The following is a 25,643-nucleotide window of genomic DNA, read 5'->3' on the forward strand; positions in this document are numbered from 1 at the left end:
TATTATGAATGAAGTTTTTGAAGTACCTGGCGGTGAAGAGAAAGTATTATTACATACTTGTTGTGCTCCTTGCGTTGGTCCTTTAATGGAAAAAATGATGAGTAGCGGTATTAATTTTACGCTATTTTTTTATAACCCTAATATTCATCCTAAGCAAGAATATGAATTGCGTAAGAATGAAAATATACGTTTTGCCGAGAAGCATAATATTGAGTTTATCGATGCTGACTATGATCCGCAAAACTGGTTTAAACGTGCTAAAGGCTTAGAGTTTGAGCCGGAAAGAGGCAAACGCTGCTCTATGTGCTTTGATATGCGTTTCGAGCGTACGGCTTTATACGCTCACGAAAACAGCTTTAAAGTTATTAGTAGCTCTCTTGGTATTTCCAGATGGAAAGATATGAACCAAATTAATGAATCAGGAGTTAAAGCAGCCTCGCATTATGAGGGTATAACTTACTGGACGTATAATTGGCGTAAAGACGGCGGAGCAAGCCGGATGTATGAAATCGCTAAAGAAGAACATTTTTACAAGCAAGAATTTTGTGGCTGCACACCATCATTACGCGATACTAATAAATGGCGAGTAGCTAACGGTCGCCCAAAGATTGAGATTGGTAAAGAGTATTATTAGTGAAATTTCATCTCGTGTGGGCATTGCCTGTATAGATCGGTCCCCATATCATCCCGTGGCAAATTTGCTTGCGTGGATCGGTTCTCCTATCTGAGAGCCTGTCTTGAAATTAAGGTTTAGTCAATTTTTTAAGCATAAGTGTAATCATATTGATATAAATAATATGTTCAGAAGTTTTATAGTTATGCTCATAGTCTTTACTCATACGACGAAAATTATTGAGCCAGCCAAAAGTACGTTCAACTATCCAACGCTTGGGAATCACTTTAAACCCCACTTGATCAACAATTTTACGAGAAATTGTCAGTAATGCTCTTACAGTTAAAAAACACCAAATTTGTGATGCTCCAGCATAACCACTATCTGCAAAAAATTTGATAATACTAGGATATTTTGCTTTTGCCTTGATTATTACATTTTTAGTACCATCTCTGTCTTGTATACCTGCTGAATGTACTTCACATGATAATACTAAACCAAGTGTATCTGTAACTATATGGCGTTTCCTACCCTTAATCTTCTTGCCTGCATCATATCCTCTAGCTCCCCTTTTTGGGTAGTCTTAACAGACTGACTATCTATAATCCCTACAGTAGGAGTGGATTTCTTACTTTCTTTCTCCCTTACTTTTTGGACTAATCTATCATGTATTTCTTGCCATCTACCATTCTTACGCCAACGTAAATAATAGTCATATACTGTTTGCCATGGGGGAAAATCTTTAGGTAATAATCGCCACTGACAACTACTCCTCATTACGTAACGAATGCCATTAATTATATCTCTTATATTATGTTTACGTGACCGTCCTATCTTGCAAGGACCAACAAATGGAGCTAAATGTATCCTTTCTTCTTCCACTATATCACTGGGATACATATTCCTACTTTATTATTTTTTGACAATATAAATTATTTCTTATATCTTTTCAAGACAGGCTCTTAGAGGAGCCTTTTTAGCAAAAGTTTTAATTCTATTATGATAAAGGTCAGCACCAGCATCTATAAAAGTTAGTAATAGCATAAGTGAAAGATAAGCTGACATATAATATGACTATAGTATCTTTAATTCCAAGTAATATATGTGCTTTAAAAGAAGTAGGATGAAAGATATTTCCCCAAGATATGAAATAAATTCCTAATAAAGAGTGTAATAAATAACGAAATATAGGATATTTCTTCAACACTCTTTCATAATCTTCATAATGATGTCTTGTTAAATAATTTTTTACTGGAATAAAAATTAGTTTTTTAATTAAAAATACTAAAGGTATAATAGATACCAACATAACGAATAACATTATTATTTCAGTACTCGATGTGCGATATAAATCCATTAAATATTGCATATTTTACCTACCATATTATTATGTATAATCATAAATAAATTTTCATTCTTACTAAGAATTTTATTTTTATCAATAAATTTAACTAAAAAGTACAAAATAACTTTTTAACTATGACATTCCCAAATATTAATCCTATTATTTTCTCTATAGGACCGCTGACTGTATCTTGGTACTCTCTTTCATATGTAGTTGGAATTTTACTTGGCTGGTTTTATGCAAATAAGATTATAGAAAAATTTCCTACACAAATCACTAAGAAAAATTTAGAAGAGTTTGTTACTTACGCTATTATTGGGATAATAGTCGGAGGTAGGCTCGGCTATATTCTATTATATAATCCTTATAAATATTTTTCAAATCCAATAGAGATTTTAAAAACATATGAGGGGGGAATGTCCTTTCACGGCGGTGCTATAGGAGTTATTCTTGCTGCTTATATATTTTGCAAACGGCATAAACTTAATTTCCTAAGTCTTACCGATATTATTGCTCCAGTAGTACCGATTGGCTTATTTTTCGGTAGAATTGCTAATTTTATTAATGGTGAGTTATATGGGCGTGTTACAAATTCATCTATTGGTATAATTTTCCCAGATAGTGATTTAATGCCACGCCATCCTAGTCAGTTATACGAAGCTTTTTTTGAAGGATTAGTGTTATTTTGTATTTTGGCTTATGCTGTATTTAAGCGTAATACAATTAAGAAGCAAGGTTTAAATTCCGGTTTATTCTTGGTATTCTACTCTATTTTCCGAATAGCTATTGAGATATTTAGAGAGCCGGATGTGCAAATCGGTTTTATTTTTGATAGTTTAACTATGGGGCAGATTTTATCGATGCCGCTGTTATTTTTAGGTAGTTATTTAATAATAAAAACAGAATGTCGATCGATCACAAAACAAGGGAAATAATTGAGCAAAGTGGCTATATCACTTGTGATCGTCTTATGCAAGAAGCTTTACATTTGAGCCCTACTTCTTATTATAAGCAAACGAAATCTTTAGGAGAAGAAGGGGACTTTATTACCGCTCCTGAAGTTTCGCAGCTATTTGGTGAGATTATCGGTTTATGGTGTATAAAAGAATGGCAAAGAATCGGTAGTCCTAAAAATCTTAATATAGTTGAACTTGGTCCAGGGCGAGGGTTATTAATGCGGGACTTATTACGTACAGCAAAATTAGTTCCTGAATTTTATAATGCTTTATCTATCAACTTAATTGATATCAATGAAAATTTGATTATTCAGCAAAAATCCAATCTACAGAACTTTGATTTACCTATTAATTGGTACGCATCTATAGAAGATATTCCCAAAAAACCTGCTCTAATAATAGCTAATGAGTTTTTCGATGCTATGCCGATAAAGCAATATATTAAAGTTAAAGAATTATGGTATGAAAGAATATTTGTTGTGCAACCGGTAGATGGAAAAATCAAGTATGATAAAATAGCTGTTAGTAAACAATTACAAGACTATTTACAGAAGACCCATTTAGATGCAAAAGATGGAGCAGTGCTTGAGGAGTCCTATAACTCTATAGAGATTATGAAATTTATGTCCGAGCATATAAAAGAATTAGGCGGAAGCGGTCTTATAATAGATTACGGTTATGATATAAACCCGAATATTAGAACTCGACATCAATATAACTCAACCTTGCAAGCTATAAAAAATCATAAATATTGCCCAGTAATTGAGAATTTAGGGGAAGCAGATTTATCAGCACATGTAGATTTTTATGTGCTCAAAACAGTAGCTCAAAATAGCAAGATAAATGTAATAGATACAATTTCACAACGTGATTTTTTAATAGAAAATGGGATTTTATTACGCAAGCAAACAATTCAAGACAAACTTAACCCTCAGCAAGCACAGCTAATAGAACGACAAGTAGATAGGTTGATATCTGTGAAAGAAATGGGTGGCTTGTTTAAGGTATTGCAGGTGATGAAAACGTCACCTACTGTGTCACTTCATGATCAAGCAGGCGTTGTTGCGTAGATCGGAAAGCATCCACGGTATCCAGAAAATAATAAAAAATACTAACATATTTTTAACTGGATCTAGTTCATAAATCACGGGAAGCATTGTTGTGTGACTCCGATGTCATTCTTAGCTAAAAGCAGGAATGACATATAGGATATTTTCCGATCCACGCAGGCAATGTCGCCATGGGATGACACCAAAAAAGTTTTTTAATCTACGCAATAACGCCGACTTAAGCACTCCCTATTTGGGAAGAGAAATGTACTTCATCAATGCCTAAATGCTTTAATGCATTATGCCATTTATTCTCAGGATTGTCAGAAAAAATAAATTCTTTATCACAATCCATAACTAGCCATAGATTTTCTTCTAGCTCTTTCTCAAGCTGCCCTGCTTTCCATCCAGTATAACCTACAATTAATAAGCTGCTTTTAGGTCCTTTACCAAAAGCTATATCTTCTGAAATCTCTAAATTAGAGCTTACTGCTAAATCATTATGAAAATCTAATAATAAGTTTTTATTATAATCTGTGGAATGCAAAAAGAATCCCTTTTCATGCTCTACAGGTCCACCAAGATATATAGGTACCATAACAGGATTTACTATTTCATCATTTTTTATTTTAAAAAATGATTTTAAATCTATATGATTTACTAAACGATTAAACATTAATCCTATTGCACCTTCTTCTGTATGTGATAACATATAAATCAAGGATTTATGGTATATACCTTTTGTAATTACATAAGGTGTTGAAACTAGTGTTTTACCGGATAGGTTATAAAAGATCTTATCATTCATAATAAAACTAGTATTATAATAGTTATTTATTAAGTATATAAGATTTAAATTCAATTATTCAATAGAAGTTAACAATAATGATCACATTTTTTGATATTACTATTTTCTCTATCATCACACTTTTTTCGTTTTTTGGGTTATATCAAGGAATAATAGGCTTTTCGACAAGAATACTTGGTTTTATTACCTCAATAATGTTGACATATTTCTTGTATCCGTATATTTCGCAAATAATAGGCAAGTATGTACATAACGAAGTTGTAAGAGTAATAAGTAGCGGCGTTATATCATATATTATTTCTTTAATCTTATGCATTTTTATAGTCTATAAATTCCTAGCAATAATTTCATTTATGAGAAATGGTTTTATTGATCGATTTTTAGGATTATTAGCCGGTTTTGCAGTAGGAGCTGCTATTTCAGCTGTGGTATTTTTTATAACAATGATTTTTACATCTGAAAATTATTATAAAAGTAAATCTTTAGAGGATTTCATAGCAAGCAGCAAAAGCAATAAATATTCGGGAGTGCTTAAAGAATCTTTAACTACAGACTATTTTGACGAATTAAACAAAAACATAATAGTTATTATCCCTGTTGAGACTTTAAAATCAGTTAAAACCTTAAACAGTAAAGATTTAGGTAACTTCAAAGCTTCATCTACTAAATCTAATGACGAAACTAACCAATCTTCTCAAGAATTAGATGATGAGCTTAATGATAATGATGCATTTTCCGATGTGGATGATTAGAAAAAGACATTCGTTGTCCTGTGATGGCATTTCTCGTATGGATAGAGAGTTGTCATTGCGAGCGAATGAAATGAGCGTGGCAATCTCATAAAGTAGAATTCCTGAAATTAGTCGAACTTTCAGTTTCTTCTCGCAATGATGTTTTTTGTCTTAAGATTTTTTAGTTTCTTTGTTGTGGCTTGATGCGGATTCTAACACTGCTACTACCTTATTTAGTTCTACTTGACTACAAAGTCCAAGTAATACAGGGTCACGTGGGTGAATAGATTTCATATTCCAATGGCTGCGGGTTCTAATAGCGTCGATAGTACTTTTAGTAGTACCAATAAGCTTAACTACTTGATTATCTTGAATATCTGGATAATTGCGTAGTAACCAATATATAGCATCAGGTTTATCTTGGCGTCTTGCAATTGGTGTATATTTAGCACGCTGCTTCTTCTGATTCTTCATTAATTCATAAGCAGGGCTATGAGAAATTTGTAAGACATTTTTAGGGTCTTTGCTACAACGATCAATTTCCTCCAGAGTTAGCTGACCATTTGCAATCGGATCAAGTCCTTTAATAGATTGTGCTACTTCACCATCTGCCATACCTTTTATTTCAAGTTCATGAATACCACAAAAATCAGCAATCTGCTTAAAAGTTAATGAGGTATTTTCAATTAACCACATAGCCGTAGCTTTTGGAAGTAGCGGTAATATTTTTTGGGAATTCATGATATTTGTTTTTTAGCTTAATAAAAAAGATTATAACAAATGGTGTTATTTAAGTCAATCTTCATTTAGAAACTTGACAATCTCTTCAACTACTTTTTTAGCATCACCAAATAACATAAAGGTATTGTCGTGATAGAATAGCTCGTTTTCTATACCAGCATATCCTGAAGCCATAGAGCGTTTAATGAACAAAACACTGCGAGCTTTTTCGACATCTAAAACAGGCATACCATAAATTGGGCTATCTGGATCATTTTTAGCAGCTGGATTAGTTACGTCATTTGCTCCAATAACTAAAACTATATCGGTAGTAGCGAAATCTCTGTTGATCTCTTCAAGTTCTAAAACTTTCTCATAATCAATATTAGCTTCAGCAAGTAACACATTCATATGTCCAGGCATTCTGCCTGCCACCGGATGGACAGCAAAACGTACGTTAATGTCTAATCCTTCTAATATATCAACCATTTCTTTTATAATATGCTGAGACTGAGCTACTGCCATACCATAACCTGGAACAATTATAACAGATAATGCATTACGCAATAAATTTGCTGCATCTTCAGGACAGCTTGCTTTTGCTACCTTATCATCATCTATATTTTTACTAGTACCACTAGGAGCTGGTAAAAATGCACCAAAAATAACTTTGATTAAGGAACGATTCATTGCCTTACACATTATATAGCTAAGTATAGCACCGCTACTACCAACCAATGCACCAGTAATAATCAACAAGCTATTACTAAGGGTAAAACCAATGCCAGCAGCTGCGAAACCTGAATAGGAATTTAGCATCGACACTATTACCGGCATATCAGCACCACCTACCGGTATTATAAGCAATACCCCAATTAGTAAGGATAGTAATATTATCAGATTAAATAGAAATATATTTTCTGATCGAATAAATAACACTATTAATACGACTAATAATATCGTTGTCAGTAAACATACATATTGCTGACCATAAAATTTTAATGGGCTGCTTTTCATTAAGCCTTGTAGCTTTAAAAAAGCAATAATCGAACCACTAAAAGTTAAAGCACCTATAGACACACCTAATGATATCTCTATCAAAGAACTAGTAGGCAAGCTTCCTGCAATACCTATAGCAAAATTTTCAGGAGCAAGTACAGTAGCATAGGCTACAAATACCGCAGCAAGACCAACAAATGAGTGAAAGCCTGCAACTAATTGCGGCATTGCCGTCATAGAAATTTTAAGAGCAATTACCCCGCCTATTATACCCCCAATTAATATAGTAGCTATAATGGGTAATTTATGGGCAAAATTAGGCAGAAAGAAAGTAACACCGACTGCTATTGTCATTCCTAGAATACCTATAGTACTGCCTAAACGTGCTTGTTTTTGTGATGACAAAAACTTGAGCGATAGAATAAAGCAAATAGCAGCTACGAGGTATAATAATTGAATAACTTGCAGAGACATGAGTGAATGTGTTTTATTTATATGTTTGCGTAAAGCATGTGTCGTATCGCAGCTTGATCGTGGTATCTTGTATCACATTCTGTATCCTGAGATACCGCGGTCAAGCTAGCTAGTATGACACTTAAAATTAAAAACTAAATCCTATACCTATAGAAACTACTAAAGGATTAAGCTTAGTTCTAGAGGTAATATTTTGATTTCCTACTAAACTTGGCTTGTATACAATTTTAGGATTTAAATAATATTGTTTTATATCTAAATTTATTACTGTATCATCTTTAGCATAAAAATCCAGACCTATTTGTCCTACAAAACCGTTTCCGTTTCTTATCTTAATACCGCTAGATTGAGTGATCATATATGAACCATGATAACCTAAACCTACATAAGGTCTAATGCCACCAAAAGGTGCTACATGAAATTGTCCGGTAATAGTTGCTGGGATCATATATAGAGGCTTGCTTTTACCAGGTGTTGCTCCAACGCCATAGTTGTAAGATACATTACTAAGCACTGAATTTTTAGTACGTAACACATTAAAACCTAAAGATAATTCAGTAGCAAAATAATTGTTGAAGAATATAGTAGTAGATATATCACCACCATAACCATTTTTTACAAACTCACCTATTGGAAGAGGCTGAGGAACTGTAGGAGCAGGTAAGTTTTTCTGCTTAGCATGTGCAAAAACTCCGTTTAGACGTACTTTAACGAGTAAACTTCCTTCATTTTCATAATATGGAATATCATCATAGTTATACTCCGGTACAGCATTTACATCAGCTTCCATGCTTTTGGCAAAGCTATTAATGCTTATGCATGATACAAACAAAATTACTCCTAATCTTTTAGACATTTTTATCATAGTTACAATCCTTTACTTGCTTAAAATTCATTATTATATTATAACATAAGCTTTTCATCGTTATGTATTTATCTTCTTTAGAAGATAAGATTTTTTCATATTAAAAGTCAAGAAATTATAAATAAAATTATAGAAATTACTGGAGTATATTAATGAATGATGCATTAAAAACATATTCAATAGGTATAGGCTGGTTCTTACTTAGTCTGGTAAGTAGTAGTGCTAACGATGTAATGTCTAAATATTTAGGAACTAGATTACATAGCTTTGAAGTAGCTTTTTTTCGTTTTTTTTTCAGTAGCATAGTTTTATTACCTTTCGTTGTTTATTATGGTAAAAATACCTTAAAAACAAGTCGTCCTTTTGTTCACATTCTAAGAGGATTACTATTATTTTTCGGTATGACTTCATGGACTTACGGCTTAAGTATTGCCCCTGTTACTACTGCAACAGTTATAAGCTTTTCTATTCCGTTATTTACTTTAATACTTGCCGTATTTTTTCTTAATGAAAATATCATCTGGCAAAGATGGGTAGTAACAATAGTAGGATTCGTTGGACTAGTAATTACGCTTAAACCTCATGCTGAAGATTTTAACCCTGAAATACTCTATTTTATTTTAGCCGCTATTTCATTTGCCATGCTTGATATTATAAATAAAAAATTTGTGGTAAAAGAGTCAATGATTAGTATGCTATTTTATTCAGCAATAGTAACTGCTGTAGTATCGATACCTGCTGCTGCTAACTACTGGCTTACTCCGACTCTTTTTGAATTAGCGTTATTGTTTATTTTAGGCAGTAGTGGGAGTTTAATATTATTTTTGCTACTTAAAGCTTTTTCTATGGTAGATGCTACCGCCACTGCTCCTTACAGGTATTTAGAGCTTGTTATCTCGGCAATAGCAGCGTACTTCATATTTAACGAGTTTCCAGACAAAAGTACATTGCATGGGGCGGTAATCATAATTCCAGCAACTTTATTTATAATATATTCTGAAAAGAAAGCCATGAGCAAAAAAATATGAATCGAAGAAAAATAGTATTTTCAAGCGGCATAGCCAACACTTTTGAGTGGTATGATTACGTACTATTCGGTTGTTTTGCACCAATAATTGGAACTAAGTTTTTCCCAAACGATGATGCTAATACTTCTTTATTGCAGGCTTTTTTAGTCTTTGCTATAGGGTATTTGGCAAGACCACTAGGAGGTATATTTTTTGGTGTTATTGGTGACAAATTTGGCAGAAAAGCAGTTTTAACTGGTGCTTTATTCTGCATGTCTGCCCCAACTGTATTAATCGGAATATTACCGACCTACCATACTATCGGTATCACTGCCACTATATCAATGATTGTTGTGAGAATCTTACAAGGGCTGTCAATGGGCGGAGCTTTAACCGGTTCTATCTCATTTGTTATTGAGCATACTCATCCAAAGCATCGAGGCTTTACTGGCAGTATTTCAATGTCTAGTATATGTGCTGGTTTATTGCTTGGCTCTTTTGTTTCTTATATCGTCAAGAATATCTTAAACGCTGAACAGTTTGATAGTTTTGGCTGGAGGATACCTTTTTTACTCGGTTTCTTTATCCTTTTTGCAGCGTTTTACATTAAAAACCATACGCATGAAACGCCGAATTTTAAAAATTTAAAAGAACAGAAAAAGATACAGAATTCGCCGCTAAAAAAAGTTATTACTAAGCACTGGTTTGATATATTAATTTCGATTTTTATCAATGCTCCAGGTTCGATAATATTCTATTTGCATGCAATTTATTTAGTGTCATTTTTAAAAATCAGTCGCAACCTTACCGAAAATGAAGTAAATAGCCTAGCTAGCGTATGTTACGTGATTATGATAGCTGTAACATTACTCAGCGGTTATTTATCCGATGTTATAGGTCGCAGGAAAATTTTTGTAATTAACCTTGTAGTGATTATTATAGCAACTCCGTTTTTACTTAATAATTTTGAAACAGGTAATTTCACCGGTGTAATTATTTCACAATTTATACTCTCAGTGCTTGCTGCTAGCTATATCGGTCCTGAACCAGCTTTGCAAGCAGAATTTTATCCTACTGAAATACGTAATACTGCACTTTCGCTTTCATATAACACCGCTACAACTATTTTTGGTGGTACTACTCCACTTGTTTTTGAGTATCTAGTGCAAAAAACGGGTCAAGTTACTTCTGCAGTTTATTATATCATTTTAAGCTGCATCCTTGCATTGATAGCATTATTTTTTTATAAAAACCGTACCTAAATATACTCGCTTTTTTTGAAAATATTGGCTAAATAATCTTTTACTAGGCTATCTTGACATTAAAAATTCAGAAGATGTTGCTCTTCACTTTGAAGAATTCTGTATTTCTAAAGAGGCTGATATATGTGGTGAAGCTTCTGATAATAGTGGAATAATCTAACAAATTCCAAAATTTTTCTTGATTTAATGGCAAATATATGGCAAAAAGAGTTTGAAAAAAAACTCTATGCTACTATAGCTCAGGGGTAGAGCACTTCATTGGTAATGAAGAGGTCGGGGGTTCAATTCCCCCTAGTAGCACCACAATATACTCAATAATTTACTAATTTTTTATATTATTTCTGCAAGGGGTAATATAAGAAAACCTCACTAACGACATCAACGTTGCTGTTTCTAATTATAAAATATATTGATACTTCAAATCTTGAGTCTCTTTTGTAAGTTGTGCAGGCTTACCGCTTATTTGATTTCTAATTTTTGAAATATCTACATTATATAATATTTCTTAACATAAAAAATAAAATAGTTAAAAATATGAATAAACAACAAGAATCATTATTCAATTTTAGAGAAATATATATTCAATTTGTACATGATAGCATATTAATACAAATGCTTGGTGTTTTAAATAGTACAACTAAAACTCTAGCTCAGAAAATGGATAATACATCGAGCGAGAATAAAGAAATTATAGAAATAGTAATACAAGAAACTTTAGATAGATGTCTCCACTACACGCTATGTATGTTACAAAATAATGATGACGAATTAGTTAAAGTTGATGAAAAATCTTTCGGAGAAGTTAATGATAGTTTATGTAATAAAGAATTACACGAAAAGGATGAATTAATAGCAAAATGTACTAGATATCCTGAACGGATAGCAATTTCCGAAGATATAGAGTTATTTGAAAAAACAATATCTAAATTAGAAGAAATAAAAGATCCAAAAATTTTAGAAAAAATGATACTCCTCGCAGCAGAGCTACGAGGTATCTATCCAAAAAGTTTTAACTGTTTTTGTTGAAATGCTTTATAAGAAGGTTTGCCTGAACCTTGATTTTTTACATAATTACGTAATTTCCGCTCATCACCATGTTTACATACTGTGCTCATAAAATATCCTTTACTCCAAAACTCACTTCCCCATAATTTTTCTTTAAGATTTGGATATTTCTTAAACATTTCCTTAGATGTAATACTTTTTATGATTTGAGTTATTTTTGTTGGGCTATACATTGGTATTGACTGTAGTAAAAAATGTACATGTTCTTTATCTACTCCTATTTCCAAAAATCTAATTTCATAACGAGCTTCTATGTCCTCACAAATTTTACATAAATAATCGTCTAGTTCCTCATTGAATATTACTCTTCTATACTTTGCCGGTGTTACTAAATGATATATTAGTACTGTGACATTATGACTTTATATGTATATAACTGCTTTCTTCCATGCATCTAGTATATCACGAAGCAGGGCTTCGGGGAATTAAACCCTAAGAGATTAATAGATAATTTTAGTGATAATTGCGAGTTCCCTGAAGCAATGTATAACTTAATTTATGATATAGAAGCTTATCCTAATGATATGTATGTAACAACTATTCTGAGTAAGTTAAAAGATTTATGTTACAATTTTGAATGTTTTAAGGCAATAATTTATGAAATTATAAATGATCAAGAATGCCTTGAAATTTTAAAAAAGAATCTAAGATTGACAGATAAAAAACAATTATTAAAAATACTTAATATTATAGATGATAAATCTGGGTCTCATCAATTTAATAGTTAAAGAAATAAAACAAGAATTGGAGCAATTAACGTAGAGAGTTAGATAAATTTATCTGACTTGGCTTATTACTAAATCACAATGGTTTTTATCGTAATTGCATGAAGTTTTTTATTTAATACCTCAGATAGAGCATTTTTTACTAGTTTATGTTGATTAATTAAAGTAAGTCCTCTAAACTGTATATCTGATAATTCTAGTGCATAATGGTCTTGATCACCTACTAAATCGGTAATTTTAATTATACCGTTTGGAAAAGATTTTTTGAGTATTTTTTCTAATTCTTCTGCAGATATTGCCATTATTTTATTAATTCCTATATAATGTATACGTTATTAATTATATCATTATCTATAGAGTTCTATTGATAATAATGATTCTTGCGAATATAATTAATATTAAAATAATATATTACAGTAATATGAAAAAAGAAAGTGAAGAACTAAAATTATTTATTTTAGAATGCCTAAATGAAAAGAAAGCAGAAGATATAGATGTAATTGACTTGAGTGGTAAAAATAAGATAGTTGATTATATTATATTTGCTAATGGTAGGTCAACTAAGAACGTTGGAGCAATAGCTGAATATGTGGCATTAGAGCTAAAAAATAAAGCGGGTGTAAATACTAATATAGAGGGGCTTGGTAAATCAGAATGGGTATTAATAGATGCAGGTACTATTTTGGTTAATATTTTTTATCCTGAAGCAAGAACACATTTTAAACTTGAAGAAATTTGGAAAAAATAAATATTTTTAAATGAACGATCATATACTTATTAATGTTATAATTTTACTTGGTACTGCAGTCTTTATCGTGTCTATACTTAAACGATTTAAGTTAAGTCCAGTACTTGGCTATCTAATTGCTGGAGCTGCAATTGGTGATCATGGTCTAAAAATTGTAACATATGACCAGACTAAGTTACTCGGCGAACTTGGTGTAGTATTTCTATTATTTGCGATAGGGCTTGAGCTATCTTTCGAGCGATTAAAAGCTATGAGGCGGTATGTTTTTGGGCTTGGTACTTTACAAGTTCTAACAACTGCCATAGTAATTGCTGGTGCGATGGTGCTTATAGACGGCAATAGTAGTGCTGCTATTATTACTGGAGGCGGGCTTGCACTTTCATCTACCGCCCTTGTTATGCAGGTCATTGAAGAAAATCGTAGCCAATCCACACAAATCGGTAGAATTGCTTTAGCAATTTTACTGCTTCAAGATTTGGCTGTAGTACCTTTACTTGTAATAGTGCCACTGCTTAGCGGTAATAGTCAGGCTTCTCTTGCGACAGCACTTGGTATTGCATTTTTGAAAGCTATTGTTGCTTTACTTACTATATTTGTTGCTGGTCGTGTTTTACTTCGTCCAATATTTTCATTCATTTCTTCCGAAAGTAACAGTGCTAATGAGCTGCCTATTTCAATGACTTTGTTAATAGTGCTTTCTGCTGCTTGGGCTACTGAAACTTTCGGCTTATCGCTAGCACTTGGAGCTTTTGTTGCTGGAGTATTAGTTGCTGAAACTGAATTTAGACTACAAGCAGAAGAAAGCATTTACCCTTTCAAAAGTTTATTCTTGGGGTTATTCTTCATGACTGTCGGTATGAATATCGACGCACTTGAGATGTATGAGAAACTATCTCATATCCTTACTTTATCTATTGCTTTAATAGGTATTAAAACCTTGATAATAACAGCTTTTTGTATTTTATTTGGGTTTAATAAAGGTGTTGCTTTTTATTCAGGGCTTTTATTATCACAGGGCGGGGAATTTGCTTTCATATTATTTAGCTTAGGTAAAGAAAGTGGTGTTTTAGAAGAAAGTAGTGCTAACATATTATTGCTTGTTGTTACCTTTACTATGGCACTTACCCCGCTACTTGCAGCATTAGGACGAAAAATTGCTGAAAAAGTCGATAAAGGTCTTGGTAAGACGCCGACACAAATTATAGAGCTTGGTGCAAGAGATTTAACAAATCATATTATTATTGCAGGACTCGGTAATATCGGTAAAATGGTCGCAAGGGTTCTAGAAGCTGAAGGAACAAGCTATGTAATATTAGATTTAAATGAAGATAGAGTTAAGGAAGGGTTAACAGATGGTTTTCCGGTTTTTAAAGGTGACGTATCACAGGCAGATACTCTAAAAGCCCTTGGTACAGATAGGGCTCTTGCTATTATACTTACTATGAATAATCAAGTAACTATAAAGAAATCGCTTAAAACAATTACCGCTAACTATCCTGATATGCAAGTTATTGTGAAGTTAAAAAGCCTTAAAAATTCTAGAGAGTTCTATGATTTAGGGGCAACAACTATTATCCCTGAAAGTTATGAAACAGGTCTTCAAATTGGTGGTACTGTTTTAAAATTCATAGGTATTAGTGAGCAAGAAATTAATAGAATAAAAGTACAATTTAGGCTTGGTAATTATATAGTAGCAAAAAAAGAGGATAGTTTATCAGAAGTAGAGTATAATGATTAAGATTCTCATTGCTTTAATTGCAATAATACTATCAACTACAATTAATGCTGATAATAAAAAGTTACCTATCCCGAGATTTGTTTCAATAAAATCTAATGAAGTTAATGCACGAAGTGGTCCGACAACTAAAGCAGCAATAGAGTGGGTTTTTGTTAAAAAAGGTGAACCGGTAGAAATAATTGCTGAATATGAACAGTGGCGGCAAGTGCGTGATATTCAGGGTGAAAGTGGCTGGATACATTCAAGCGTCTTATCAGGTAGAAGATCAGTAATTATTATTGCTGATCAAGAGATCGAATTATTTAAATATGCAAATATAGAGAGTAGAGTAATAGCAAAATTAATGCCAAAAGTTCGCTGCACTTTAAAAAAATGCAAAGAACAATTTTGCCAAATTACCTGTAAAAATTACACTGGTTGGGTACTTAAAAAAGACCTTTGGGGTGTATATGATGATAAAGATAGGTATTAAATGAAAGCTGCATTACCTGAACGCTCTATGCATATTAGAGGTAGGCTTGATTTTATAGTGCAGCAGATTTTAGAGCTTGCTCAAGATAAAATTGCTATGATTATCTTATATGGCTCTTTTGCTAGAGGCGATTGGGTACGTGATCTACCTAACGGCTATCATAGTGATACGAATATTTTGATTATCTTAAAGAAAGGTAAGTATAAAGGTCATGCTACTTTAAACCTAAAAGATAGAATATATACAAGATTGAAAAGAAAAGGTGTAATAAAAGATCAAATTATTCCTTATGATTCACGTATATCAATAATTTTAGAATCAATAGAAGAGATAAATAGACAATTAGAAAAAGGACGTTATTTCTATACCGATCTTAAAAAAGAAGGGATACTTTTATACGACAGTAGTGAGTATATTTTAAGCGAGGCTAAAGATTTACCTTGGAGTGAGATGAAAGAAATCGCTCAAGATTATTTTGAAGAGTGGTTTAAGAATGGTAAATATTTTTTAAAAACTTCTAAAAATGCTTTGGAAGAAGAAATTTTTAATATCAGTGCTTTTTTGCTTCATCAAGCTACCGAAAGTTTATACAGTGCCATTTTATTAGTTTTCTCTAATTATAAACCTAAGTTGCACGATATAGAAGAATTAGGCGGCATGGCAAAAAATTATGATAGTGAGTTATTACAAGTTTTCCCTATTGCAACGCCTGAACAAAAAGAATGTTTTGAGTTGTTAAAAAAAGTTTATGTTGATGCACGATATGATAAAAATTATAAGATTACAAAAGAGCAGCTACTTTATCTAATAGAGCGAATAGAAAAACTAAAAGAAATCACTGAAAGAATTTGCATAGCAAGGATTGGTGGGTAGAGTGTTATCTTAGGACTGAAAGGCGTCGTTGCATGAATAAATCACGGGATGAAATAGGAAAAATTGATCTACGCAACAATGCCTTTCTACGTAGGCGGGAATCCAGTCACTTAAAAGTCTAAACACACTAGATTTGTTAAATTTAAAGTTCAATTTATCTCGCTTTTTTCTAGATCCCGTGGACAAGCTAACTAGATGATATAGACGAAACTGATCTACGCAACGAAGCCTCATGCGGGAGTGAATTAATATGGCAGTAAATACAATATAAAAACAAAAAATGATTTCGATATTTAGCAAATTAAAGCAAGGTTTATCTAAGACCTCAAGTAAAATATCAGCAGGTATTGATAAGATATTTTACAAGAAAAAACTAGATGCAGAAACATTAGAGGAATTGGAAGAGCTATTAATTTCTACTGATATGGGGAGTTTGGTAGCAGCTAAAATTATCGAAGAGTTTAAATCGCTCAAATTCGATAAAGAAGTTGAAGCTACCGAAATAAAAGAAACTCTAGCAAATCTTATTGAACAGCAATTATTAGAATCAGAAATTCCTTTTACCTTAAATGAAAATAAACTAAATGTAATTTTAGTATGTGGTGTTAATGGTGCAGGTAAAACAACTACCATCGGTAAGCTTGCTGCAATGTATGTAATGCAGGGTAAAAAAGTAGCAGTTGCTGCATGCGATACGTTCAGAGCCGCCGCCATAAATCAGTTAGATAGTTGGGTGACAAGAGCGAAAGCTTTGCTTATTACCGGCGAAGAGGCAGCTGACCCTGCAAGCGTTGCTTATAGAGCTGTGGAGGAGTCAATCAAGCAAAATATTGATATACTTTTTATCGATACTGCCGGTAGACTCCACAACAAAAAAAACTTAATGGATGAGCTTACTAAGATTGTAAAAGTTATCAAGAAAGTAGACGAAAATCTGCCTACTCATAGCGTTTTAGTGATAGATGCTATTACCGGACAAAATACCTATAATCAAGTAGAACATTTTAATGAGGCTACTAGTTTAACTGGTCTTATAGTAACCAAGCTTGACGGCAGTGCTAAAGCTGGCGTGATTGTTGGGGTAGTGCAGAAATTTAATTTACCAATATATTTTATTGGTATAGGTGAACAGATAGAAGATTTGAAAATATTTAACCGACACGATTTTGCAAAAAGCTTGGTGGGGTTATAGTAAACTGATTTGAACTTTGTGATTCGTTACTCGTCGTCTCGCCTATTATTATAGGCGTCGCTCCTCACGCCTGTCACAGAATTCAACTGAGTTTACTCTCGGTATCATCACGTGGACAAGCTACGGGATAATAAGGGAAAAACTGATCCATGCGGGGCAAGCCTCCTCTCAATGACGAAAACCTTTATCTATCATTCTTAGGTAAGCCCAAGCAATAATGTTTGAGAAACTTTCTATCGCTACTAATTAAATACACAAAATTAGAGTGTTTTAGTTCATATTTACCGGTTTTTGTATCAAATATTTTTGGCTCATAAAATACTTTAAACTCATTAGCAACCTGCGTAATATCACCTATTGTACCAGTTAAACCTACAAAATTATTATCTATATTTTCAAGATATTTTTTGAGTACTTCACTTGTATCATTTATTGGATCTAGAGTAATAAATACTGTCTGTACTACTATATTTTCTTTTTGTAAAATCTTTATAATATCCTCTATCTTTTTCAATGCATTCTCATCATCTAACGAATAAGTATAGCTTAATGCGATAAGGTAGTGACTTTTTCAAGAGCATAGTAAACCGCATCAAAAAAGTGCTCAAAATTATAAACAGTTTTTCTTATTTCGTTCTTGATTTTAAACCAGTAATGCTCAATAGGATTTAAATCAGGAGAGTAAGTTGGTAAAAATAAAATACTGCAACCAACAGATTCAATTAACGTTTTCACTTTTGTACTTTTATGAAAATTAATATTATCCATTACTACTATCTGACCAGGCTTTAACTCTTTGATCAATATCTCTTGTACATAAGTTTCAAAAATGTCCTTATTACATGTCCCATCAAATATTATTGGGGCAATAATATCTTTGGCAGACACCCCAGCAATCATACTAATCCGTGATTTATGTTGATAGACCCTTTCACCATAACATCTTTGACCGATAATGCTCCACCCGTGTTCTCTACAGCTATTATCTTCTATCCCAGATTCATCGATAAATACTAAATCTTGTTTGTCTATAGTTTTTAGTTTCAATATAAACTCATTCCTTAGACCAACATCTCTTTTGGGATGAAGAAAAGTTTTTTTTATAACTATAACCTAATTTATTAAGCAATCTTGATATCGTACTTGCAGATACTTTTTGACTCCAGTTGTTAGCTAGTTCCATGGTGGTTTTATCAAAATTTAATTCTATAAATTTTTTAAATCCCTCTATGTCTCTTATTATTCTACGATGTCCTGTATGATAACCACTTTTTGCTTTGATATCGCCGGTTTGTTTCTTTAATTTTTTCCATTCTATTATAGTCTTCCTACTAATAGAGTATATCTCAGAAGTCTCTTTTATTGTTTTACCATCTGTTAAACTTTTTATTACTCGTATTCTTAAATCGTATGAATATGCCTTTGCCATAAGTTTTTCATTTAGTATAATCTAACTCATACTCTAAGTCACTATCTTATCGCATTAAGCTATAACGCCAAAGTAAATTAAGCTTAAATGTCCTTTTAAGTCTTTACTACTAAAAGCTTTTCCTTTTTGATTCTTAAGATTAAATTTAATAGCTTGAGAATTATTCTCATTACTAACTTTCGTATTAATATAAATCTGAGATGGTTCAAACGAAGAGTAAAATAAATATAGGTATATTATGCCAGTGATTACAGCTAAGGCTATGAGGATTTTTATTAGGTACATTTGATTTTTATGTTTTTTCATACCCTGCCGAAATTAGTTAACAAAAATATATTATTAAAATTTATACATAATTAAAAATAACTACAATTATAAAGCTTGTTAGTCTACTAAATAAAGTAAAAATAATCCTACATGCGTATAAATATTGCAATATTTGCTTAGTGTTATTTTTACCACATCAAATCTTTTTAGTTAAGATTTATTAATTAATTTATCTAAATTATTAAGCTAATCTAAAAGTTTAGATTTAATTAGAAAAAACAACTTAAGTAAAGGGTTAATTATGCATACTTATCAACAACATACTAGACATATTAAAAAGAAAAAAATAAGCTCGACAAATAATTCATCTCAAGAGTCAAATACCAGTAATCAGAATGAAAATCAAACAAAACATTTAGAAGAAAGTACCAAAACTTTAGTGAAACCAGACATAGAAAAAGAAATAGAAAATATATTTGAGAGTGAAAATTTTATCGAATTAGTTAATGAATATAGTGATGACTCTATTATTAGTAAAGAAAAAAAACCTAATTATACTAGGGCAAGAACAAGAAGATCTAAATATTATAGTTAATTTTTTAAGGATGGTAAATTAAACTTAGAACGTAATGCACACAAAGATTGGTTCTTTTCAAAAAAAAATTCTACAGATAATTCAAAAATTTTAGACAGTTTTAGAAGTTATGTAACATATAAAAGTCCTTATTTAAATAGCAAAGCCTCAACGCAAGAACTTATCTTGGATAAATTCTTATTGCAAAGAATTTTAAGTACCACTCCCACTAAATTTATATTGGCAATAAAAAATATTGATACAACAAAAAATGCAGAAGAGGGTGTAAAAAACATTGCTCAAATATTTAAAAAAATTACTCAATTACTTGGCAATGTTGATATAGATAAAGGTAATGTAGCTATAGTTGTGACTGATAGCAAACCAGATGATGATAAAGAACGTATTTCTAGTATTTTCCATGATGCTATTAAGCTTTGTAATTTTAGTGATGAACAAAAATCTTTTATTAATAAGATACAAGAAGACTATATCTATTTATTGCCCCAAGCTAGTGAACTAGCACAGCAATATAAAGCTCTATTAGATTTTAGAATAAATTATGGTAATTATATAACTCAAAATGAAAATAATAAAATAACCATCGATGAAAAACTTATTCCATATTTTATAATACAGACCGTTAATTATAATATAACAAATGAGGTCAGTAAATTTAAAGAATTAGTGCATGCAAAATGGGATAAAGAAAAGAGCTCAGTCTTTAAATTTAAATTTTTTGATAATACTGATAAATTAAAAAAATTAATAGAAATCATCAAAAATCATAAAGCTACAGATAATAGTAATAAAACTATAGGAAGTTTTTTAGAAGTTGTTCAAGAGTTAAATCAGATTTTAGAACTCCCAAACTCTAAATTGGAAAGCTTCCTAAATTATCTGAAATATTTTTCTAACCTTAAATTAAGTGATCAACATGATCTAAACATAATTAATGTTAAAGATTGGTTTAGCACTTTATTTGCTCCTTTTAATAAAATAAATTTAGAAGCAGAATTAATAGAGTCTTTTAAAACTGTATTAAAAAGTGATGATCATTCATTTTCAAATAAAATAGAGGATGCTGTTAAAAAGTTTTATCAAGAAATAAAAAATAATAAGACTTTAAATGCAGATCAAATAAATAATATAAATAATCTGAAAGCTTTTTTAAAATCTATACAAGGTGCCGAAATTCAAAGCGTAGATGATATTACAACTACTTTAACGGATAATATTCATAATATATCTTCTAGCCATATAAATATTTCTAACATCATAACCGATGGTATGAATAACTTTAAAAAATTAGTAAGTTCGGTTAGTGAGCAAGAAGCTAAATCTCTCTGGAAATGTGTTGCGGGATTTAAAACTATTGATGAAATAGAAAAAAATTTTACTGCAATAATATATAATAAATTACTACATAGCCAAATATTACCAGAGCAAGAACAGTATTTTTATAATTTATTAGGAGAATTGTTAATAGAAACCCATAGATCTATCGGTTTCTATAACCAACAAGAAAAATTATACAAACATCAATTAGCTGAAACTTACTGTCAGCATGCACAAATTGTGAGTGTTAATTCAGCAATAGAGTTGTATAAAAAAGCTACTGCCTTTGATTCTGTTAAAGCAAACACGAAGCTCGGTAAGATATATTTAAATCAGGGTGAATATAAAAAAGCATTGGAATATTTAAGAAACACTAAATGTATTGGTGATGAAAAGAAAGCATTTAAAGGATTAATCAATGAGCTGATGCTTGACTCTAAGATAGGTAGTAAGGATTTAGCAGAAGAATATTTACTACAAGCAAAATATTGTGAACACTCCACGGGGCAAGCCCCGTGGTATCTGTGTCGACCTATAGGTCGAGTACAAGCTGTGCTTGCCCCATATCCTCCTGCCCCTGATGCTCTATATATCGTTTTATTATATGCTCATTAATTCCAACAGTTGACACGAAATATCCATCTGACCAGACTCCATCAATACCCCAATAAGCCTTCCTTATATATTCAAATTTCTTTTTTAATAATCTACCAGTTATAGATTTTATTGTCCTCACCACATCACTAACTCTCACCTTTGGTGGTATAGATAGATGCATGTGAATATGATCTATATCATGATTTATCGTCAATAGTTTTATCTCAGGTATATTTCCCCACACCTGCTTAAGTATTGCTTCAAAATACCCAAAACTCCCAGCATTGAATATTTTCCGCCTATATTTACTCACTAACACCAAATGATACTCACATTGGTAAGCACAGTGACCTTGTTTTCTAATCTGCATACATCACCATAGCAGAAAGATATGGGGAGCACTACATCCACGGGGCAAGCCCCGTGGTTTTTATGTGCGTATAAAAAACACAATCTAACAGACGATGCGGCAAAAGCTTATCTTAAGGCTATAGGTAAGCTGGAAGAAATAGTTGAGCCTAAATATTATTTAAAATTATCTGAGATATATAGAGCTAGCAAACATAGTTCCACCGAATAATAATAAAACAGAGCATTTTACGCAAGCTATAGAGTATAAAGAATTAGCAGGAAAATTTGAGATTCCTCAAAAAATAGAGCAAGATACATCTGTAGATTTATCACGTCCTATTTATGATCCTAAGGATGTTTCACTAAGTGGGGATGATTCTGATTATTACTCAGACTCAGGTAATTAAAATATCTTAATATAATTTTTATAGACAAGTAAAAATGAGGTGATAGTATAAAATAAATATATTTAATTACAAATTAGATATGACTCAAGATTATCCAGCTGATGATACGAAAAAAATTGCTGAGCAAATAAAAGATGCTTTAATGGGTGTTAGCGACTCGCTTGTACTTGAAAGCACCGAAGTAGAAGAGCTTTTTGAGGAGTTGAGCCAAAATGAAGATTTTGAATATGAGATAGAGCAGATACTTGCTATCTTAAATGAACAAACTATGGATTTAACTCAACTCCAATCGCAAATTATTTTATTGATCCGTAAATATTTGGGTAAGACTAAAAATCTAAAGCTTAAAATGCTGAAGATGGATGAAAAACTTATCAGTAAAAATATTTCCGAAGTCAGTAACTATTTAATGCATCAGCATTCTAAAATTGTTAGAGATGCTAATAAAAATCTTGCAAACCCGAAAGATAAATTACAAGGCTTAACCAAGCAGGCAAGAATAGACCTAAAGCGTTTAATCAAAAGCTTTGCCGTTTATCAGATTTACATGTTTATGAATCCGAAAAGGATAGCAGGTGAGACAAAACTAATGAATTTTGCCTATAATTTTATTAGAGGTGGAATGAAATTAGCTCGAAAATATGAGGGAGGGAAGCCAAGAGATATCAAATCATATTCCCCTAAACTTATTAAAAAGCTTGAAAGAGCTCGTGCCGGTTTAAAAAAAAGCGGCGGCATTTCAATTTAAATATTGTCTTCTTCTACAAAAGCCTTATAGTTTAATAAAATTAATTCAATTATTATGGAGAAAGCACTTTCAACTTAAATCATTCATGCGAACTTAATATTGAAAAATTAATAACTTGGATACATCTTGGTTGTGGCTCTGAAGAAAAACACCATACTCAAGCTGTAGAAATTAATATAAAACTAATTTTCGCTACTCCTCCACTAGCTACTCAAACTGATAATATCGATGATACTATTTGCTATGCAAAAACTGTAAGACTGATACAAAAGCTTTGTCAGGAGAATCGCTTTAATCTTATCGAACATTTAGCAGCCCGAATATATGATATTATTTATCATGATCTTATCAAAACTAAATCAGAAAAAGTTTTTTTAAAGGTAACTGTTACTAAATTAAAATCACCAGTTTCAGGAGTACATAGCGGAATTTCTTTTTCTTACTCAGGGAAAGATAGTATATGATTTATATTTCTATAGGCAGTAATTTAGGCAACAGACTTTTAAATATTAAAAAAGCTCTAAATTTACTTAAAAATCATGGTTTTGTATTAATTAAGCAATCTATTATTTTTGAGACGCAAGCTATTATATCATCTAATGCAAATAGTAGTTGGGATAAGCCGTATTTTAACATGGTGGTGCAAGGTACTACTAATTTATTGCCCAATGAACTGCTAACCTTGCTTAAAAAAATTGAACAGCAAATAGGCAGAAAAGAGCCTTATAATAAATGGTCTCCTCGAGCTATAGATTTAGATATTTTACTCTGGGATAATTATTGTGTAGATACACCAGATTTAAAAATACCACATTCTCAATTATTAAATAGACCGTTTCTTGTTCATCTTATTGCAAGCTTAAGCTTAGAATGTCGTTATGTTTGTGCTAATGATAACCTCTATAAAGATAAAACCTTTGCAGAAATAGCCCATTTAATCGAAAATCAAGGAGTTATACGCTCGCTCGTTTTAGAACCTCAATTTGTTGGTATTTTAAATATTACTCCTGATTCTTTTTCTGATGGAGGTTTGAGTTTTCATAAGGAAGATGCCGTTAAGAATTTTATACATTTAATGGATGTAGGATCCAGCATCATCGATCTTGGTGCTCAGTCAACACGTCCCTCTGCTTTTATGATTAGTGAGGATGAAGAATATACTAGGCTTGATAATGTTCTTGAAGAGCTAAAAGGAGTTATAGAAAAAACAGAATCCCTTATTAGTATCGATACTTTTTTACCTGAAGTGATAAAACGAATTCTAAAAAAATATCCTATTCATTGTATTAACTTAGTTAAAACTAACTTAGATAATGATACATTACGATTAATTGCAGATTATAATTGTAAAATTGTTATTATGCATTCGCTAACCATTCCGCCACAAAAACAGCAATGTCTTGATTTTAATAAATCTCCGATTATTAGTCTAAATATATGGGCAGAGCAAGAAATAGCAAAATTAGAAAAATGTGGATTTGATAGAAAAGATATAATTTTTGATCCTGGTATAGGTTTTGGAAAGTCTGTTTACCAAAATTTACATATACTACAAAATATTCAAGAATTTAAAAAATTAGGATGTAAGATATTAGTTGGTCACTCAAGAAAATCTTATATTTCTACTTTCTATAATTGTAGAGCAGAAGAAAGAGATTTAGAAACAATAGCAATATCAAAATATTTAGCTGAAAATAAAGTCGACTATTTACGAGTACATAATGTTAAGGATCATCAAAGATTCTTTGTAGCACAGGCGTATACTTTTAATAAATAAAATATATTATGAAAAATAGAAAAATTACCGGCATAATGGCATGCGACCCTAAAGGAGTGATAGGGCTTAAAGGGCAGATGCCTTGGTTTTACCCTAAAGAATTTGAGTATTTTTATCAAATAGTAAAAAATAATATTATAGTCATGGGACATAAAACCTTTGACTCACTGCCTCCTAAAATCTTGCAAAACTGTATTTGTGTTGTTTTTTCAAAAAATATACCTACTCAATCCTTTGATAATGATGTGTTTTTTGTGAAATCTTTGGACGAGTTTTGGGAAGTAATAAAGCTTTTTAGCGATAAAAAAATTTTTATGGTCGGAGGTGCAGAAATAGCTACTTTTTTTCTAAAGCAAAATCTTATAAATGAATTCTTACTTACAAAGATAAATAAGGACTATGAAGGTGATACTTTTTTTCCTCTTGATCTTTTAGAAGGTTGGGATTCAATAATGATCGATAAAACAAATAATTATAAAATTTATAAGTTTGCAAAACCTAAATATCAATAAT

General features: G+C 31.6%; 30 protein-coding genes, 1 tRNA gene and 3 pseudogenes. 21 read left to right on the plus strand and 13 right to left on the minus strand.

The genetic code is table 11. From position 1 onward, the window contains the following. Positions 1-4 precede the first annotated feature (4 nt). Positions 5-634, plus strand: coding sequence for an epoxyqueuosine reductase QueH (locus tag ACICQC_RS09855; RefSeq protein ID WP_395476879.1), 630 nt, complete (start codon positions 5-7; stop codon positions 632-634). A gap of 109 nt (positions 635-743) precedes the next feature. Here ACICQC_RS09855 and ACICQC_RS09860 read toward each other — a convergent pair whose 3' ends face one another. From ACICQC_RS09860 to ACICQC_RS09870, 3 genes and pseudogenes are all read right to left on the minus strand, one after another. Beyond that, the gene (locus tag ACICQC_RS09860) at positions 744-1,151 is read right to left on the minus strand and encodes a transposase (protein ID WP_395477656.1); all 408 of its coding nucleotides are present in this window, start codon (positions 1,149-1,151) and stop codon (positions 744-746) included. Next, positions 1,127-1,513 (minus strand): transposase, encoded by a 387-nt coding sequence (locus ACICQC_RS09865; RefSeq protein ID WP_395476706.1) that lies wholly within the window; start codon positions 1,511-1,513, stop codon positions 1,127-1,129. Before ACICQC_RS09865 ends, ACICQC_RS09860 begins: the two co-directional genes overlap by 25 nt. A 63-nt stretch (positions 1,514-1,576) precedes the next feature. Continuing rightward, positions 1,577-1,982 (minus strand): annotated as a pseudogene (locus ACICQC_RS09870) (mechanosensitive ion channel family protein); the annotation flags it as partial. A 110-nt stretch (positions 1,983-2,092) separates the two neighbouring features. Between ACICQC_RS09870 and lgt the strand changes: the two are divergent. Both lgt and ACICQC_RS09880 read left to right on the plus strand, forming a co-directional pair. After that, positions 2,093-2,893, plus strand: a complete 801-nt coding sequence (gene lgt, locus ACICQC_RS09875) for a prolipoprotein diacylglyceryl transferase (RefSeq protein WP_395476880.1) — start codon at positions 2,093-2,095, stop codon at positions 2,891-2,893. Continuing rightward, positions 2,863-3,984 (plus strand): class I SAM-dependent methyltransferase, encoded by a 1,122-nt coding sequence (locus ACICQC_RS09880; RefSeq protein ID WP_395476881.1) that lies wholly within the window; start codon positions 2,863-2,865, stop codon positions 3,982-3,984. Before lgt ends, ACICQC_RS09880 begins: the two co-directional genes overlap by 31 nt. Before the next feature lie 217 nt (positions 3,985-4,201). On the opposite strand, the gene ACICQC_RS09885 is transcribed toward ACICQC_RS09880, so the two are convergent. Then, the gene (locus ACICQC_RS09885; RefSeq protein WP_395476882.1) at positions 4,202-4,771 is read right to left on the minus strand and encodes a YqgE/AlgH family protein; all 570 of its coding nucleotides are present in this window, start codon (positions 4,769-4,771) and stop codon (positions 4,202-4,204) included. A gap of 77 nt (positions 4,772-4,848) precedes the next feature. Here ACICQC_RS09885 and ACICQC_RS09890 point away from each other — a divergent pair, with 77 nt between their 5' ends. After that, entirely contained in the window at positions 4,849-5,523 is a 675-nt protein-coding gene (locus ACICQC_RS09890; protein ID WP_395476883.1) for a CvpA family protein, read from the plus strand. A gap of 150 nt (positions 5,524-5,673) precedes the next feature. On the opposite strand, the gene ACICQC_RS09895 is transcribed toward ACICQC_RS09890, so the two are convergent. The 3 genes from ACICQC_RS09895 to ACICQC_RS09905 form a co-directional block, all read right to left on the minus strand. Further along, complete coding sequence (locus tag ACICQC_RS09895; RefSeq protein WP_395476884.1) at positions 5,674-6,243, minus strand: cell cycle transcriptional regulator TrcR; 570 nt, start codon at positions 6,241-6,243, stop codon at positions 5,674-5,676. Between the two features lie 54 nt (positions 6,244-6,297). Continuing rightward, positions 6,298-7,695 (minus strand): NAD(P)(+) transhydrogenase (Re/Si-specific) subunit beta, encoded by a 1,398-nt coding sequence (locus tag ACICQC_RS09900; RefSeq protein WP_395476885.1) that lies wholly within the window; start codon positions 7,693-7,695, stop codon positions 6,298-6,300. A 127-nt stretch (positions 7,696-7,822) separates the two neighbouring features. Continuing rightward, entirely contained in the window at positions 7,823-8,560 is a 738-nt protein-coding gene (locus ACICQC_RS09905; protein ID WP_395476886.1) for an OmpW family outer membrane protein, read from the minus strand. Positions 8,561-8,712: 152 nt separating this feature from the next. On the opposite strand from ACICQC_RS09905, the gene ACICQC_RS09910 reads away from it, so the two are divergent. From ACICQC_RS09910 to ACICQC_RS09925, 4 genes are all read left to right on the plus strand, one after another. Further along, the gene (locus ACICQC_RS09910; RefSeq protein ID WP_395476887.1) at positions 8,713-9,588 is read left to right on the plus strand and encodes a DMT family transporter; all 876 of its coding nucleotides are present in this window, start codon (positions 8,713-8,715) and stop codon (positions 9,586-9,588) included. Next, positions 9,585-10,829, plus strand: coding sequence for an MFS transporter (locus ACICQC_RS09915; RefSeq protein WP_395476888.1), 1,245 nt, complete (start codon positions 9,585-9,587; stop codon positions 10,827-10,829). The genes ACICQC_RS09910 and ACICQC_RS09915 overlap by 4 nt, the downstream gene beginning before the upstream one ends. A 228-nt stretch (positions 10,830-11,057) precedes the next feature. Beyond that, positions 11,058-11,132, plus strand: a tRNA-Thr gene (locus ACICQC_RS09920). 231 nt (positions 11,133-11,363) lie between these two features. Next, positions 11,364-11,855, plus strand: a complete 492-nt coding sequence (locus ACICQC_RS09925) for a hypothetical protein (RefSeq protein ID WP_395476889.1) — start codon at positions 11,364-11,366, stop codon at positions 11,853-11,855. Here ACICQC_RS09925 and tnpA (ACICQC_RS09930) read toward each other — a convergent pair. Continuing rightward, on the minus strand, positions 11,825-12,235 hold the full coding sequence (gene tnpA, locus ACICQC_RS09930; RefSeq protein ID WP_395477717.1) for an IS200/IS605 family transposase: 411 nt from the start codon (positions 12,233-12,235) through the stop codon (positions 11,825-11,827). The genes ACICQC_RS09925 and tnpA (ACICQC_RS09930) overlap by 31 nt on opposite strands. A gap of 141 nt (positions 12,236-12,376) precedes the next feature. On the opposite strand from tnpA (ACICQC_RS09930), the gene ACICQC_RS09935 reads away from it, so the two are divergent. Beyond that, positions 12,377-12,622, plus strand: a complete 246-nt coding sequence (locus ACICQC_RS09935; RefSeq protein WP_395476890.1) for a hypothetical protein — start codon at positions 12,377-12,379, stop codon at positions 12,620-12,622. Positions 12,623-12,690: 68 nt separating this feature from the next. On the opposite strand, the gene ACICQC_RS09940 is transcribed toward ACICQC_RS09935, so the two are convergent. Next, entirely contained in the window at positions 12,691-12,921 is a 231-nt protein-coding gene (locus tag ACICQC_RS09940; RefSeq protein ID WP_395476891.1) for a BolA/IbaG family iron-sulfur metabolism protein, read from the minus strand. 119 nt (positions 12,922-13,040) lie between these two features. On the opposite strand from ACICQC_RS09940, the gene rsfS reads away from it, so the two are divergent. The 5 genes from rsfS to ftsY all read left to right on the plus strand — a co-directional run bounded on the left by rsfS (position 13,041) and on the right by ftsY (position 17,642). Then, positions 13,041-13,367, plus strand: coding sequence for a ribosome silencing factor (gene rsfS / locus ACICQC_RS09945; protein ID WP_395476892.1), 327 nt, complete (start codon positions 13,041-13,043; stop codon positions 13,365-13,367). Between the two features lie 10 nt (positions 13,368-13,377). Beyond that, the gene (locus tag ACICQC_RS09950; protein ID WP_395476893.1) at positions 13,378-15,105 is read left to right on the plus strand and encodes a monovalent cation:proton antiporter-2 (CPA2) family protein; all 1,728 of its coding nucleotides are present in this window, start codon (positions 13,378-13,380) and stop codon (positions 15,103-15,105) included. Beyond that, complete coding sequence (locus ACICQC_RS09955; protein WP_395476894.1) at positions 15,098-15,577, plus strand: SH3 domain-containing protein; 480 nt, start codon at positions 15,098-15,100, stop codon at positions 15,575-15,577. The genes ACICQC_RS09950 and ACICQC_RS09955 overlap by 8 nt, the downstream gene beginning before the upstream one ends. Further along, the gene (locus tag ACICQC_RS09960) at positions 15,578-16,450 is read left to right on the plus strand and encodes a HEPN domain-containing protein (RefSeq protein ID WP_395476895.1); all 873 of its coding nucleotides are present in this window, start codon (positions 15,578-15,580) and stop codon (positions 16,448-16,450) included. 280 nt (positions 16,451-16,730) lie between these two features. Further along, entirely contained in the window at positions 16,731-17,642 is a 912-nt protein-coding gene (gene ftsY, locus ACICQC_RS09965; protein ID WP_395476896.1) for a signal recognition particle-docking protein FtsY, read from the plus strand. A gap of 184 nt (positions 17,643-17,826) precedes the next feature. Here ftsY and ACICQC_RS09970 read toward each other — a convergent pair. The 3 genes and pseudogenes from ACICQC_RS09970 to ACICQC_RS09980 form a co-directional block, all read right to left on the minus strand. Then, positions 17,827-18,201, minus strand: a pseudogene (locus ACICQC_RS09970) (SCO family protein); the annotation flags it as partial. Then, a protein-coding gene (locus ACICQC_RS09975; RefSeq protein ID WP_395476497.1) for an IS630 family transposase occupies positions 18,189-19,071 on the minus strand; the annotation gives its coding sequence in 2 pieces (ribosomal slippage) (positions 18,189-18,743 and positions 18,745-19,071; 882 coding nt in all). The pseudogene ACICQC_RS09970 and the gene ACICQC_RS09975, both read right to left, overlap by 13 nt. 66 nt (positions 19,072-19,137) lie before the next feature. After that, a pseudogene (locus ACICQC_RS09980) lies at positions 19,138-19,377 on the minus strand (photosynthetic protein synthase II); the annotation flags it as partial. A gap of 262 nt (positions 19,378-19,639) precedes the next feature. On the opposite strand from ACICQC_RS09980, the gene ACICQC_RS09985 reads away from it, so the two are divergent. Together ACICQC_RS09985 and ACICQC_RS09990 are read left to right on the plus strand one after the other, a co-directional pair. After that, positions 19,640-19,933 carry a hypothetical protein gene (locus ACICQC_RS09985; RefSeq protein ID WP_395476897.1) on the plus strand — a complete coding sequence of 98 codons (294 nt, stop codon included), beginning with the start codon at positions 19,640-19,642 and terminating at the stop codon, positions 19,931-19,933. Positions 19,934-20,152: 219 nt separating this feature from the next. After that, complete coding sequence (locus ACICQC_RS09990) at positions 20,153-21,865, plus strand: hypothetical protein (RefSeq protein WP_395476898.1); 1,713 nt, start codon at positions 20,153-20,155, stop codon at positions 21,863-21,865. On the opposite strand, the gene tnpA (ACICQC_RS09995) is transcribed toward ACICQC_RS09990, so the two are convergent. Further along, complete coding sequence (gene tnpA, locus ACICQC_RS09995) at positions 21,783-22,217, minus strand: IS200/IS605 family transposase (protein WP_395476676.1); 435 nt, start codon at positions 22,215-22,217, stop codon at positions 21,783-21,785. The two genes, ACICQC_RS09990 and tnpA (ACICQC_RS09995), sit on opposite strands and share 83 nt — an antisense overlap. 21 nt (positions 22,218-22,238) lie before the next feature. On the opposite strand from tnpA (ACICQC_RS09995), the gene ACICQC_RS10000 reads away from it, so the two are divergent. From ACICQC_RS10000 to ACICQC_RS10020, 5 genes are all read left to right on the plus strand, one after another. Continuing rightward, positions 22,239-22,427: a hypothetical protein gene (locus ACICQC_RS10000; RefSeq protein ID WP_395476899.1), complete on the plus strand. Its 189-nt coding sequence runs from the start codon at positions 22,239-22,241 to the stop codon at positions 22,425-22,427. 257 nt (positions 22,428-22,684) lie between these two features. Next, positions 22,685-23,353, plus strand: a complete 669-nt coding sequence (locus ACICQC_RS10005) for a DUF5394 family protein (protein WP_395476900.1) — start codon at positions 22,685-22,687, stop codon at positions 23,351-23,353. Positions 23,354-23,472: 119 nt separating this feature from the next. After that, positions 23,473-23,817 carry a dihydroneopterin aldolase gene (locus tag ACICQC_RS10010; RefSeq protein WP_395477718.1) on the plus strand — a complete coding sequence of 115 codons (345 nt, stop codon included), beginning with the start codon at positions 23,473-23,475 and terminating at the stop codon, positions 23,815-23,817. Continuing rightward, complete coding sequence (folP, locus tag ACICQC_RS10015) at positions 23,814-25,130, plus strand: dihydropteroate synthase (protein WP_395476901.1); 1,317 nt, start codon at positions 23,814-23,816, stop codon at positions 25,128-25,130. The genes ACICQC_RS10010 and folP overlap by 4 nt, the downstream gene beginning before the upstream one ends. An 8-nt stretch (positions 25,131-25,138) precedes the next feature. Then, positions 25,139-25,642 (plus strand): dihydrofolate reductase, encoded by a 504-nt coding sequence (locus ACICQC_RS10020; RefSeq protein ID WP_395476902.1) that lies wholly within the window; start codon positions 25,139-25,141, stop codon positions 25,640-25,642. Position 25,643: the final 1 nt, after the last annotated feature.

Source organism: Rickettsia endosymbiont of Pantilius tunicatus, assembly GCF_964291875.1.
Taxonomy (GTDB): Bacteria; Pseudomonadota; Alphaproteobacteria; order Rickettsiales; family Rickettsiaceae; genus Rickettsia.